Raw genomic sequence first — 13,301 nt, 5'->3', positions numbered from 1 at the left:
CCTTTTCCCGGGATCACCCCCACATCAGAACTTGAACGCCTGTCGTCCTACCAGTAGCCATTTTCCGCTTTGTTTCTGCCAGATCTGGAAGTTCTCGATTTCCGTCGGGACCACCTCGGAGCCCTTGAGAGCCTGGGCCGAAAAGTGGTGGCGAACCAACGCCACATCGCCGGAGACGGTGATGGTCTGGTTCTGCATCTCAAGGGTCTTGAAGGCGCTTTTGCCGGTTTCGATATCGGCGATGAATTGTTGCTTGTCCTGGATTTTGCCGCTGGAATGGCCGTAGCTGAGGTTCTCGGCCGTCAACGCATTCAGCTCGGCAATGTCCTTATGCAGCATTGCCTGGGTCAAGTGATCGACGGCTTTTGCCACGTCCTTGTCCGCGGCCGCTGGGCTGGCTGCGACGTAGCCGCAGAACAGGCACAGAAAACCAATCAGCACCTTTGCTTTTTTCATGAGGGTTCCTTGTTGTTATGAGTGATCGGAGCGACCGGGCAATGCTGCTCATCGGTCATCGTACAACCTAGCATGAGTCAAAGGAAAAAAGCGAACTTGCGGCGAGGGTTCCTCTCGAAGTTAAAAGTCCCTATGGATCTTGAATTCACGGGTGTCGAGGAACTCACATGATGCAGCCCAGGGAACATCCGCGATACGAATTGACGCTGTTGATTCTGTTCATGCTGGTCGTCATTGCGCTGGGCTATTCCCCACGTAGCCGGGTGGATTGGGCGCTGGAAAACCTGCTGGCGCTGCTGCTGGTGGGGACGTTGGTGGTGTTCTATCGCCAGTTTCGCCTGTCGGCGGCCTCCCTTACGCTGGTATTCGTGTTCTTGTGCATTCATGAACTAGGCGCCCATTACACCTATTCCCTGGTGCCTTACGATCGTTGGTGTTCGGCCTTGACCGGCGTCAGCTTCGACAAGAGCTTTGGCCTGCAGCGTAACCATTACGACCGGCTGGTTCATTTGAGCTACGGGCTAATGATGGCCTGGCCAATCCGCGAAGTGCTGCTGCAGCTGACACCGTTGCGCGGGCGCTGGCTGTTCTTCATGGCCTTGAACATCATTTTGTCGACCTCGGCCGTCTACGAACTGGTGGAATGGATTGGCGGGGCTTACTTGGGCGACGACACGGCAAAAGCCTTTGTCGGCGCGCAAAACGACCCCTGGGATTCTCAAAAGGACATGGCGCTCGCCGTCGCTGGCGCATGGGTGAGCCTGCTGTTGGTTTCACTGCGACATACGGCAGAAAAAGCCGCTTTACCTACCGCATGTCGCAAAAACAGAAATCAGTGGGGATAGCCTTCAATTCGCGCAGCGACCCGTCGATAACCTCTTGAGACGCCATTCGCGATGGCCGTTTGGCCCATCGACATACGTGCCAGAAAGAGGAACCACAGAGTGTCCATAAAACTGCGTTTGCTGCTGCTGATAGGGACGGGGTTGCTCACCGCGTTGATCATGGGCCTGGTCGGTTACCTGGGGACTGCCCGGATGGCGGATGCGGTGCAGGAAAACGAGGTTGGCATGACCGTGCTGCGCAACCACATGGAAGCCGACATGATGCACGACGCGCTACGTGCCGACGTGTTGTCCGCGATGTTGGTCGGGCTGGGTAAAAGTACCAGCAGCAAGGCCGAAGTGCGCACGTCCATCGAAGAGCACGCGGCACACTTTCGCGAAGTGCTCGGCGACAACCTGAACCTGGCGGTCAATGTCACCCTCAAAGACGCTTTGCACAAGATCAAGCCCAGCCTCGACACCTACATCGCTGCGGCCGAGCGCATTGTTGGAATCGCCCTGGAAAACCCCGAGGCCGCGCAGAAAGAACTGGGCGCCTTCAACAGCGTGTTCAGCCAACTGGAAGACCAGATGGCGGCCCTCAGCGAGCTGATCGAAAACAACACCCAACAGACCAGTGCAGGGACCCGTCAAGCGCTCGGCAGCGCCAACCTGGCCCTCGGCGCCGTGCTTTTCGCCAGCCTGTTGTTGCTGCTCGTCCAGGGACGCTGGGTGATCCTGAGCATCATGAACCCCTTGCAAACGGCCAGCCTCATCGCCGAACGCATCGCCCATGGCAACCTGAGCGAGACGATTGCAGTACCCGAGCGCAAGGACGAAGCCAGCACCCTGATTCGCAGCCTGGCGACCATGCAGCGTGATTTGCGCGACATGATCGAAGCAGTACGCAGCAACGCCCATGGTGTCAACGGCATGAGCACACGCCTGAGCGAGGGTTGCCACGAAGTGGCCGGCAGCAGCCAGCAACAAAGCGCCGCCGCCAGCACCATGGCCGCCGCTGCCAGCGAAATGACCGCGAGCATCGAGGAAATCACCCGGCATGCCGGAAGGGCGCTGGACATGGCCAACCAGGCCGAGGCGCTGGCCAAGGATGGTGGGCGGGTGATCCATCAGGTGGTCAGCGACATGGACGGCATCGCCCGTTCGGCGCAGCAGTCGGCACAGGTGATTCGCACCCTGGACAAGGAATCCGAAGGAATTTTCAGCATCATCCAGGTGATCAAGGGCATCGCCGACCAGACCAACCTGCTGGCGCTCAACGCCGCCATCGAAGCCGCCCGCGCTGGGGAGCAGGGCCGTGGTTTTGCCGTGGTGGCCGATGAAGTGCGCAGCCTGGCGGGCCGCACCAGCGCTTCGACCCAGGAAATCGCCGCCATGGTCTCGCGCATCCAGCAAAGCACCCGCGAAGCGGTGATCAGCATGGAGGAGGGCGTGTCCCAGGTCGACAAGGGCATGGCCGTGACCGCCGACGTCGAGCGTGCCATCCGCGAGATCCTCGAGGCCACGCTCAACACCACGCAACTGGTCAACGACATCAGCCGCACCATCGGCGAGCAGAGCCTGGCCAGCAATGAAATCGCCCATCAGGTGGAGATGATTGCCGGCATGTCCGAAGGCAACAGCAAGGTGATCGGGCAGACGGCTTTGACGACGGATGAGTTGTCTTCGCTGGCGGGGCAACTGTCGCAGTCGGTGGATCGCTTCCGCCTTTGATACATCCTTTCATTTTGCACTGCCTTTAAGGGCCCCTTCGCGAGCAGGCTCGCTCCCACAATGGAATGCATTAGAAAATGTGGGAGCGAGCCTGCTCGCGAAGGCGGTAGATCAGACAACACAAATCCAGGTTTCAAAGGTACTTGTCAGTCACCGCCCCCTCCGAAGCACTCGACACGGTCTTCGCATACTTGGCCAGCACCCCGCGCTTGTACTTCGATTCCGGCCGTACCCAACGGCTCTTGCGCTCGGCCAGTTGAGTATCGGACACATCAACGGTGATCTGCCGGGTTTGCGCATCGATGGTGATCCGGTCGCCATCTTCGATCAACGCGATCGGGCCGCCTTCAAACGCTTCGGGTGTGATATGCCCCACCACGAAACCATGGGAGCCACCGGAAAAACGCCCGTCGGTGATCAGCGCCACATCCTTGCCCAAACCCTTGCCCATCACCGCCGATGTCGGCGAGAGCATTTCGCGCATGCCCGGCCCGCCCTTGGGCCCTTCGTAGCGAATCACGATCACATCGCCCGCCTGCACTTCGCCGTTGAGGATGCCGGCCAGGGCGCCTTCCTCGCCGTGGTACACACGGGCCGTGCCTTCGAAGCGCAGGCCTTCCTTGCCGGTGATCTTGGCCACGGCACCGGTGGGCGCGAGGTTGCCGTGCAGGATCACCAGGTGCGAGTCCTTCTTGATCGGCTGATCGAAAGGCAGGATCACGTCCTGGCCAGCGGGGTAGTCGGGCACGTTTTCGAGGTTTTCCGCCAGGGTCTTGCCGGTCACGGTCATCACATCGCCGTGCAGCATGCCAGCGGCGAGCATGCGCTTCATCAAGGGCTGGATGCCGCCAATGGCCACCAGCTCGCTCATCATGTATTTGCCACTGGGGCGCAGGTCGGCCACCACCGGCGAAATCTTGCCCAGCTCGACGAAGTCATCCAGGGTCAGTTCGACATCCACGGCATTGGCCATGGCCAACAGATGCAGCACGGCGTTGGTCGAGCCGGCGAGGGCGATCACCACGCGAATGGCGTTTTCGAAGGCCTTGCGGGTCATGATGTCCCGGGGCTTGAGGTCCAGCTTGAGCAATTCCATCACTTGCTGGCCGGCGCGGAAACTGTCCGAGGCCTTGTCGCCGCCAACGGCGTCCTGGGAGCTCGAACCGGGCAGGCTCATGCCCAGCGCCTCGATGGCCGAGGCCATGGTGTTGGCGGTGTACATGCCGCCACAGGAGCCGGGGCCGGGAATTGCCACTTCCTCGATCTGCTTGACCTGGATCTCGCTGATGTCACCGCGCGCGTGCTGGCCCACGGCTTCGAACACGGAAATGATGTCGGTGTGGCCGGCGCCCGGGCGGATGGTGCCGCCATAGACGAAGATCGAAGGGCGGTTGAGCCGCGCCATGCCGATCAGGCAGCCTGGCATGTTCTTGTCGCAACCCCCCACGGTCACCAGCCCGTCGAAGCCTTCGCAGCCGACCACCACTTCGATGGAATCGGCTATCACCTCGCGGGACACCAGTGAATATTTCATGCCTTCGGTGCCATTGGCGATGCCGTCGGAAATGGTGATGGTGTTGAAAATGACGCCCTTGGCGCCGGCGGCATTCGCGCCTTTTTCCGCTTCGATCGCGAGTTTGTCGATGTGCATGTTGCACGGCGTGACCATCGCCCAGGTGGAGGCGATGCCGATCTGTGGTTTCTTGAAGTCTTCGTCGGTAAAGCCCACGGCACGCAGCATGGCACGGGCGGGGGCAGCCTCCACGCCGTCGATTACCTGGGAGGAATATTTGCGCAGATCGTCTTTGTCGCTCATGGCGGCTCCCACATGCTCAACTGATGACCAGTGAGTATAGTCGCCACCTACATCCATCACGCGCGGGCTGGGCTTGTCGTGATATTCTTCGCAACAACTTGGTTTGATCTATTCAGTTTTCCTGCCCTTGAGGCGGGCGAGCAGAATCACTGTCGCTCAAGTAGCTGAAGCCAAAAAAGATAAAAAGTCAGTTCAGTAGGGACATATAACTGGGGTCGATGCAGTCAATCGGCCTTGTGTGCCCACCTTCCAGCCGTCATGTGCAGCCGTTATGTACGAGAACCCGCGGCAGACTTGCCTGAATGCCGTGAGACAAGCGGCCTGCGATCGCAGTTGGAAGGGCGGATGGCGTTTTATCATAGGTGCTACAGATGTTTAAGAAAGTGAACACGGCCCTGCTGGGGCTGGCCTTGTCGTTGGGGATGACGACAGCCCAGGCCGAAGAAGCCAAGAAAGTCGACGTGCTGTTGATCGGCGGCGGCATCATGAGCGCAACCCTCGGTGTGTGGCTCAATGAGCTGGAACCCGGCACCTCGATGGAAATGATCGAGCGCCTCGACGGCGTCGCCCAGGAAAGCTCCAACGGCTGGAACAACGCCGGTACCGGTCACTCTGCCCTGGCCGAGTTGAACTACACCCCGGAAGACGAGAAAGGCAACGTCTCGATTCCCAAGGCCGTTGAAATCAACGAAGCGTTCCAGATCTCCCGTCAGTTCTGGGCCTGGCAGGTCCAGCAAGGCGTGCTGAAGAACCCGCGTTCGTTCATCAACTCCACACCGCACATGAGCTTCGTGTGGGGCGATGACAACATCAAGTTCCTGAAAAAGCGCTACGAAGCCCTGCAGGCAAGCCCGCTGTTCGCCGGCATGCAGTACTCCGAAGACCCGGCCGTGATCAAGAAGTGGGTCCCGCTGATGATGGAAGGGCGTGACCCGAACCAGAAAATCGCGGCCACCTGGTCTCCGATCGGTACCGACGTGAACTTTGGCGAAATCACCCGCCAGTTCGTTGCACACCTGCAGACCACGCCGAAATTCGACCTGAAACTGTCCAGTGAAGTGCAGGACATCAGCAAGAACGCCGACGGCAGCTGGCGCGTCAGCTACAAAAACCTGAAAGACGGCAGCAAATCCGAAACCGACGCCAAGTTCGTGTTCATCGGCGCTGGCGGCGGTGCCCTGCACCTGCTGCAGAAGTCCGGCATTCCTGAAGCCAAGGAATACGCAGGCTTCCCGGTGGGCGGCTCGTTCCTGGTGACCGAGAACCCGACCATCGCCGAACAACACCTGGCCAAGGCCTACGGCAAGGCTTCGGTTGGCGCACCGCCGATGTCGGTTCCGCACCTGGATACCCGCGTGCTGGATGGCAAGCGCGTGATCCTGTTTGGCCCATTCGCGACCTTCAGTACCAAGTTCCTGAAAGAGGGTTCGTACCTGGACTTGCTGACCACCACCACCACGCATAACGTGTGGCCAATGACCAAGGTCGGCATCAAGGAATACCCGCTGGTCGAGTACCTTGCCGGTCAACTGATGCTGTCGGACGAAGACCGCCTCAACGCCCTGAAGGAATACTTCCCGAATGCCAAGGCCGAGGACTGGCGCCTGTGGCAAGCTGGCCAGCGCGTGCAGATCATCAAGCGTGATGAAGCTGCCGGTGGCGTACTGAAACTGGGCACCGAAATCGTCGCTTCGCAAGACGGCACCATCGCCGGCCTGCTGGGCGCGTCCCCAGGCGCTTCGACCGCCGCACCGATCATGCTGACCGTGCTGCAGAAAGTGTTCAAGGACAAGGTCGCGACCCCGGCCTGGCAGGAAAAACTGCATCAAATCGTGCCGAGCTACGGCACCCAGCTCAACGCCAGCCCTGAAAAGGTTGCCGAGGAATGGGCCTACACCGCCAAGGTGCTGGAACTGACTCCACCACCTGCGATCGGCCAGGCTGTGGCTCCGGCTGTCGAGGCTGAAAAAGCCAAGGCACCGAAAGAGAATGCTGCGGCGGCCATGGCGCTGTAACTGAGCGCTTGATCAAAAAGCCCACTGAGCCAGGGATGGCCAGTGGGCTTTTTTGTACACCTGCAATAAATCCCTGTAACTGTAGGAGCGAGCATGCTCGCGATGAACCTGAGATCGCCGCGGGGTGTCAGGCTTCCCGCGTAATCGTTGACGACCATCGTCGGAACGCCGCCCGGAGCGTGCTCGCTCCTACAGGTCATTGGTTCCATCTGTATCATCTGATCCGTATTTTTCAGCGCTTTCTGACGCTGTAATGCAATCAGTTCGAGCCCCACAATGACGGCAAGTTGCGCAGCGGTAGCCGCGGTGCACCGCACTTTCGAAATGTTGGAGGCTCTATGGGCAAGATGGCGATTTTCCTCGGTGGTTTTCTGGTGTTGACCATTCTGATCGGCGTGCTCGCAACGATTTCGCCGGTGTGAGGCCCGCAGGTGCGAGCGCCTACTTCGCCGGACCTTGTTGCTTGATGTTCCCACAGAAAATATCGACGTTGCCGTCTGTCGCTGCGGTTCGCACGACGATGTGATAGTCACCGGACAGCAAGACAGGCAGGGCCACAGGGACGCTTCTGGAAAACGACCAGCCGCGAATCGGCTGGCGTTCGGTGTTGACCTTGTCATTCATGGCGTACGCGACGGGGCCGGGTTGCTGGCAGCTGCCCTTGTTGATGAAGCTGTAGAGACGCAGGGGCAGGGCGGCACCGCTTGGTACACCACTGATGAAGAAACTCAGCCCAGTTTGTTGGTCCCACTCGGACAACGTGACATTGCCGATCTGACCGGTGTTCTGCCGAGTAGGATCCAGGGTGACCGACACACTCTGCCTGGATGAGGTGGCACAGCCGAGCAGGCTGGCGCAAATCAACAGCGCCGCCAGTGAATGTCTGAGCTTCATGGCCAAACTCCTGTGTTGAAAAACGGCAAATGGAGATTAGCGGGTATCGCTCATTTTTCGAGCGCTGAGTGGCTGTCGATTTTGCCGCATTCGAGGCGCACAGATGTGAAACCGGTTCTAGACTTTGACAGTCAGCCAACTGTCGAGACTCGCTGGCCAAGGAGTGATCATGCCTCCCCGCAAAAGTAAGCCCGCCAAAGCCGGTAAATCCACCGTGGTCGTTGAAGAACCGGTGTTTCGCTCGCGCAAGGAGCGCCTGCACGCGGGTGAACGATTAAGCCAGAACCTGCCCCATGCGCTGCACGCCGAATGGAAACCGCCGCGCAAGCATCGCGATCCGGTCGAGCTGCTGGAAGCGTCCAACCGCTATCGGCTGGCCAACCTGATACCGGTACGCTACGGGCGCATGTTGCGCAGCCCGTTTGCTTTTTTGCGTGGCTCAGCGGGCTTGATGGCGTACGACTTGGCCAAGACCCCCTCCACGGGGATCGAGGTGCAAGCCTGCGGCGATTGCCATCTGTTGAACTTCGGCTTGTTTGCCACCCCCGAGCGCAACCTGATTTTTGACATCAATGATTTTGACGAAACGCTCCCCGCGCCCTGGGAATGGGATGTGAAACGCCTGGCGATCAGTTTTGTCGTGGCGGCCCGCGAAAACCGGATCAGCGATAAAGTGGCAAGGGGCATCGCCGTGGAGTGCGTGCGTGATTACCGTGAGCGCTTGCGTAAACTGTCAAAGTTGAGTCCGTTGGAGGTCTGGTATGAGCGCCTGGATGCCCAGACGATCATCGACACAGCACCCACGGCCGAGATCAGAAAGTTTCGCGAACAAGTGATGGCCAGGGCCAGGGTGCGGGTCGGTGAGTACCTCTATCCAAAAATCAGCAGCGAAGTGGCAGGGCGCCGGCGGCTGATCGATCAGCCCCCGATCCTTTTTCATGTAGATGAACCCAACTTCGTGCAGCGAGCCCGTGAGGCACTGCAGGATTATCGACTGTCGTTGCCCCATGAACGGCGTGTGTTGTTCGATCGTTATCGCCTTGAAGACATTGCCGTCAAGGCGGTCGGGATCGGCAGCGTGGGTACATACTGTTTCGTCGGCCTGTTCTTCAGCGCAGAAAACCAGCCGTTGCTCCTGCAATTCAAGGAAGCCTGCCCCTCCGTGCTGGCGCCTTACGCTGGCAAGAGCGAGTTCGAAAACCAGGGGCAGCGCGTCGTCACCGGGCAGCGACTGATGCAGTCCTCCAGCGATATTTTCCTGGGCTGGACCCGTGGCCAGAAAGGTCGTGATTTCTTTGTACGCCAGATGCGCGACATGAAAATGTCGGCCCCGATTGAAGGCATCACGGCAGCGCGCTTGAAGCGGTATGCCCAATGGTGCGGCCAGACGCTTGCCAGGGCCCACGCCAAATCCGGGGACGCAGCGCTCATCAGCGGCTATCTGGGAAAATCGGATAGTTTCGACCAGGCCATCGGCAAATTTGCCGTGACCTATGCTGATCAGAATGCCAAGGACTATGCCGCGCTGCTGGCTGCGTACAAGTCCGGGCGGATCACCGCGCTCATGGAAGAAGAGTGACCGGCGACTGGGGCACCTAGCGCCCGTGCGCGGTGTCTGCCAGTTGCGCGGTATCGACCCGTACGAAGATGGAGTCGCCCACTGCCGTCAGCACATCGCCGGCGAAGACTTCGCAGATGACCCGCGTCTTGCGTCCGACTTCACCTTCCACCCGCGCCCGCAGGGTCAGCGGGATACCCATGGGCGTTGGCTTGATGAACTTGATGCCGAGGTTACCGGTGACGCAACTGATGCGCGGCAGGCTTGCAGCATCGCGGTTTTCCGCGCGGTAGTGATAAGCCATGACCGCCCAGTTGGAGTGGCAGTCGACCAACATGGCGATCAGTCCGCCGTAGACCAGGTCCGGCCAGCCGCAGTATTTGGCATCGGGCACGTGCTCGGCCATGACATGCACGCCGTCCTCATGCCAGTAGCTCTTGATGTGCAGCCCGTGGGGGTTGCTGCTGCCGCAGCCGTAGCACACGCCATCGGGCGCGGCGGCGTCTTGCAGGGAGGTGTCGAGGTTGGACATGTGTCGATTATCCGCAAAAATTTAGACCAATAATGGGTACCACCGTAGGAGCCAGGCTTGCCTGCGAACCAGACGCCGCGGTGTATCTGTCGCACCGCGTTATCGTTCTTCGCCGGCAAGCCTGGCTCCTACAAGATTTGTATACCCCTTAAATCCGGGTTAACGCCTGCGCCAAGTCTGCACGCAAGTCTTCGATATCCTCAACCCCCACGGACAACCGCACCAGCGCATCGCCGATGCCCAGCTGCGCGCGGGTTTCTACCGGGATGGTCGCGTGGGTCATGATCGCCGGGTGTTCGATCAGGCTTTCCACGCCGCCGAGGCTTTCAGCCAGGGCAAAAATGTGCACGTTTTCCAGGAAGCGCCGGGAGCCGGCCAGGTCAGTGTTCAAGTCGACAGAGATCATCCCGCCGTAGCCGCGCATCTGCTGTCGCGCCAGCTCATGCTGCGGGTGCGAGGGCAGGCCCGGGTAATAGACGCGGGCGACTTGCGGTTGACGTTCCAGCCATTGCGCCAGATCCAGCGCATTGCTGCAGTGGCGCTCCATGCGCAACGCCAGGGTCTTGACCCCGCGCAGGGTGAGGAAGGCGTCGAACGGCCCGGCGATGGCGCCCACCGCGTTCTGCAGGAAACCCAGGCGCTCGGCCAGCTCGGCGTTCTGCCCGACCACGGCGATGCCGCCAATGACGTCGGAGTGGCCATTGAGATACTTGGTGGTCGAATGCAGCACGATGTCGAAGCCCAGTTCCAGCGGGCGTTGTATCCACGGGCTGGCAAAGGTGTTGTCCGCCACGCAGATGATGCCGCGGTCGCGGCAGGTGCGGGCGATGGCGGCAAGGTCGGTGAGGCGCAGCAGTGGGTTGCTCGGCGTCTCGACCATGACCATGCGTGTGTCGTCCTGCAAGGCGGCCTCGAAGGCGGCGAGGTCGGTCAGGTCGACAAAGCTGAAGCGATGCCCGGCACTGCGCTGGCGCACCTTGTCGAACAGGCGGAAGGTGCCGCCGTACAGGTCATTTCCGGAGACGATGTGCGAGCCGGCGTCGAGCAGTTCCAGCACCGTGGAAATGGTCGCCAGGCCCGAGGCGAATGCAAAGCCCCGGGTGCCGCCTTCGAGGTCCGCCACGCAGCGTTCCAGCGCCCAGCGCGTCGGATTGTGCGAACGCCCGTAGTCCAGCCCCTTGTGCACGCCAGGGCTCTGCTGCAGATAGGTGGAGTTGGCGTAGATCGGCGGCATCAGCGCGCCGGTCGACGGGTCCGGCGTTTGCCCCGCATGGATCACGCGGGTGGCGAAGCCCCGTGGCGGGGCATTTTCATCGTGCTGACTCATGTCAGGGATCTCCGCAGGTGATTGAGCATGTCGGTTCGGGTGATCAGGCCATGAAAACCTGAGGCATCCTGGATAATCGCCACCAGTCCACGGCCCAGTTCCGCCTCCAGATCCGCCAGTGAGGCGTCGGGTGCCAGGGTTTGCAATTTGTCGGTCATGGCGCTGGAGACGGTCTTGCGAAAGTGCGTAGCGTCTTCATGCACGCCCAGCAGGATGTCGGACTCGTCGATCACACCGACCAGTTGCTTGCCGCTCACCAGCACCGGCAGTTGCGACACATCCGCCAGGCGCATGCGCTGGAACGCGGTGAGCAGGGTGTCGTCGGGGCCGACGCTGATCACCCGGCCGTCCTCGAAGCGCCGCGCGATCAGGTCGCGCAGGTCGCCGTACTGCTTGCTTTTCAGCAGCCCCTGATCGTTCATCCACTGGTCGTTATAGACCTTCGACAAGTAACGCGTACCGGTGTCGCAGACGAAGCTGACCACCCGTTTCGGTTGGGTCTGCTCGCGGCAGTAGCGTAATGCCGCCGCCAACAGGGTGCCGGTCGACGAACCGCCGAGAATGCCCTCGGCGCGCAGCAACTGGCGGGCATGATCGAAGCTTTCCTCGTCGCTGATCGAATAGGCGTGGCGCACGCTGGACAGGTCGGCAATCGACGGAATGAAGTCTTCGCCGATGCCTTCGACGGCCCAGGAGCCCGGCGTGCCAAGGGTGCCGCTGCGGCTGTATTCGGCCATCACCGAGCCGACCGGGTCGGCCAGGACCATTTCCAGTTCCGGTTGCACACGGCTGAAGAACCGGGTCAGCCCGGTCAGCGTGCCGGCTGAACCCACGCCGACCACGATGGCATCGACATCATGCTGGGTTTGCGCCCAGATCTCCGGTGCGGTACTGCACTCATGGGCCAGTGGGTTGGCCGGGTTGTTGAACTGGTCGGCGAAGAAGGCGTCGGGGATTTCACTGGCCAGGCGTCCGGCAACGTCCTGGTAGTACTCCGGATGGCCCTTGCCGACATCGGAACGGGTGATATGCACCTCGGCGCCCATGGCCTTGAGGTGCAGGACCTTCTCGGTGGACATCTTGTCCGGCACCACCAGCACCACCCGATAACCCTTGGCGCGGCCGACCAGTGCCAGGCCGAGGCCGGTGTTGCCGGCCGTGGCTTCGACGATGGTGCCACCGGGTCGCAGGCGGCCGTCGCGTTCGGCGGCGTCGATCATGGCAAGGCCGATGCGGTCCTTGATCGAACCGCCGGGGTTCTGGGATTCGAGCTTGAGAAACAGCGTGCACGGGCCGGTATCGAAACGGCTGACGCGCACCAGGGGCGTGTTGCCGATCAGTTCGAGTACGGCGGGGCGGGAGTCGTTGGGCATGTCGTCACCTCGTTGCGCTAGCACCATGGATGGACAAGAAGACGGCGGCGAATCATCGCACCGGTCTTGAAATTGTTGTGTCTGGACCATAGGCCGGGATCGCCAGACTCGCAACCGTCTGATCGAAAGTGCCCGCTGGGATGTATTTGAGAATTGGATTGGGGGGATATCCGTTGCTGCGGTAACGTCGGCTTATGGTTTCGCCCTTACGGCGAGTCCCTTTTTCAAACGCCAAAAAGGAACCAAAAGGCTTTGCCCCACCACTCGGTGCCTCGCTAGGGCTCGGCATGCCCTCACTCCGGCATTGCTCCGTGGGTCGCCGCGATGGGCCATCCCTGGCCCAGCGCGGCTAAACCGGCGTCCTGCCGGTTTACCCACTGCGCAATGCCTGCGTTCGGCCAGCGTGGTTAACGGGGCACCCCAGATCAAAAACCAAAGCGAGGCGGCCTTAAAGCCGACCTGACTTTTACTGCTGCACCTGATTCCCTGTGGGAGCCAGCCTTCTGGCGATGGTCGCCAACGATAACGCGCCCTGTCTGTATGAACGCGTCGCCTGGAAGTCCATCGCCAGCAGGCTGGCTCCCACAAGGGAATGTGGACAGACCTGCAATCAGGTCGGCTGTCAGGCCGCCTCGCTTTGGCTTTGGCTTTTGATTTTCTTGCCCCCTCGAGAGGCCGAGTGGAGGTTCTGCGCAGTGGGTAAACCGGCATGGATGCCGGTTTAGCCGCGCTGGGCCAAGGATGGCCCATCGCGGCGGGCCCACGGAGCAGG

10 protein-coding genes and 1 pseudogene are annotated in these 13,301 nt (G+C 60.7%); 5 read left to right on the top strand and 6 right to left on the bottom strand.

Translation table 11 applies throughout. From position 1 onward, the window contains the following. Window positions 1-24: 24 nt before the first annotated feature. Window positions 25-456: a nuclear transport factor 2 family protein gene (locus PSUM_RS07500; protein WP_020796360.1), complete on the bottom strand. Its 432-nt coding sequence runs from the start codon at window positions 454-456 to the stop codon at window positions 25-27. Between the two features lie 170 nt (window positions 457-626). On the opposite strand from PSUM_RS07500, the gene PSUM_RS07495 reads away from it, so the two are divergent. The 3 genes and pseudogenes from PSUM_RS07495 to PSUM_RS32575 all read left to right on the top strand — a co-directional run bounded on the left by PSUM_RS07495 (window position 627) and on the right by PSUM_RS32575 (window position 3,014). Beyond that, entirely contained in the window at window positions 627-1,301 is a 675-nt protein-coding gene (locus PSUM_RS07495; protein ID WP_033043295.1) for a DUF2238 domain-containing protein, read from the top strand. 51 nt (window positions 1,302-1,352) lie between these two features. After that, window positions 1,353-2,159, top strand: a pseudogene (locus PSUM_RS32580) (MCP four helix bundle domain-containing protein); the annotation flags it as partial. Further along, complete coding sequence (locus PSUM_RS32575; protein ID WP_414896149.1) at window positions 2,151-3,014, top strand: methyl-accepting chemotaxis protein; 864 nt, start codon at window positions 2,151-2,153, stop codon at window positions 3,012-3,014. The pseudogene PSUM_RS32580 and the gene PSUM_RS32575, both read left to right, overlap by 9 nt. A gap of 133 nt (window positions 3,015-3,147) precedes the next feature. On the opposite strand, the gene ilvD is transcribed toward PSUM_RS32575, so the two are convergent. Continuing rightward, a complete protein-coding gene (gene ilvD, locus PSUM_RS07485; protein ID WP_083349297.1) occupies window positions 3,148-4,830 on the bottom strand; it encodes a dihydroxy-acid dehydratase in 1,683 nt (560 codons plus the stop codon). Between the two features lie 371 nt (window positions 4,831-5,201). Here ilvD and mqo point away from each other — a divergent pair, with 371 nt between their 5' ends. Continuing rightward, complete coding sequence (gene mqo, locus PSUM_RS07480; protein ID WP_083349296.1) at window positions 5,202-6,845, top strand: malate dehydrogenase (quinone); 1,644 nt, start codon at window positions 5,202-5,204, stop codon at window positions 6,843-6,845. Window positions 6,846-7,286: 441 nt separating this feature from the next. On the opposite strand, the gene PSUM_RS07475 is transcribed toward mqo, so the two are convergent. Continuing rightward, the gene (locus tag PSUM_RS07475) at window positions 7,287-7,739 is read right to left on the bottom strand and encodes a hypothetical protein (RefSeq protein WP_083349295.1); all 453 of its coding nucleotides are present in this window, start codon (window positions 7,737-7,739) and stop codon (window positions 7,287-7,289) included. 406 nt (window positions 7,740-8,145) lie between these two features. Here PSUM_RS07475 and PSUM_RS07470 point away from each other — a divergent pair, with 406 nt between their 5' ends. Then, complete coding sequence (locus PSUM_RS07470) at window positions 8,146-9,318, top strand: DUF2252 domain-containing protein (protein ID WP_404821813.1); 1,173 nt, start codon at window positions 8,146-8,148, stop codon at window positions 9,316-9,318. 16 nt (window positions 9,319-9,334) lie between these two features. Here the strand turns inward: PSUM_RS07470 and PSUM_RS07465 are convergent, their stop codons facing one another. The 3 genes from PSUM_RS07465 to PSUM_RS07455 all read right to left on the bottom strand — a co-directional run bounded on the left by PSUM_RS07465 (window position 9,335) and on the right by PSUM_RS07455 (window position 12,529). Next, on the bottom strand, window positions 9,335-9,829 hold the full coding sequence (locus tag PSUM_RS07465) for a PaaI family thioesterase (protein WP_083349293.1): 495 nt from the start codon (window positions 9,827-9,829) through the stop codon (window positions 9,335-9,337). Window positions 9,830-9,977: 148 nt separating this feature from the next. Further along, window positions 9,978-11,156: a trans-sulfuration enzyme family protein gene (locus tag PSUM_RS07460; protein WP_020796352.1), complete on the bottom strand. Its 1,179-nt coding sequence runs from the start codon at window positions 11,154-11,156 to the stop codon at window positions 9,978-9,980. Further along, window positions 11,153-12,529, bottom strand: coding sequence for a pyridoxal-phosphate dependent enzyme (locus PSUM_RS07455; protein ID WP_083349292.1), 1,377 nt, complete (start codon window positions 12,527-12,529; stop codon window positions 11,153-11,155). The genes PSUM_RS07460 and PSUM_RS07455 overlap by 4 nt, the downstream gene beginning before the upstream one ends. Window positions 12,530-13,301: the final 772 nt, after the last annotated feature.

Source organism: Pseudomonas umsongensis (genome assembly GCF_002236105.1).
GTDB lineage: Bacteria > Pseudomonadota > Gammaproteobacteria > Pseudomonadales > Pseudomonadaceae > Aquipseudomonas > Aquipseudomonas umsongensis.
This window is presented reverse-complemented; position numbering and strand designations above follow the sequence as displayed.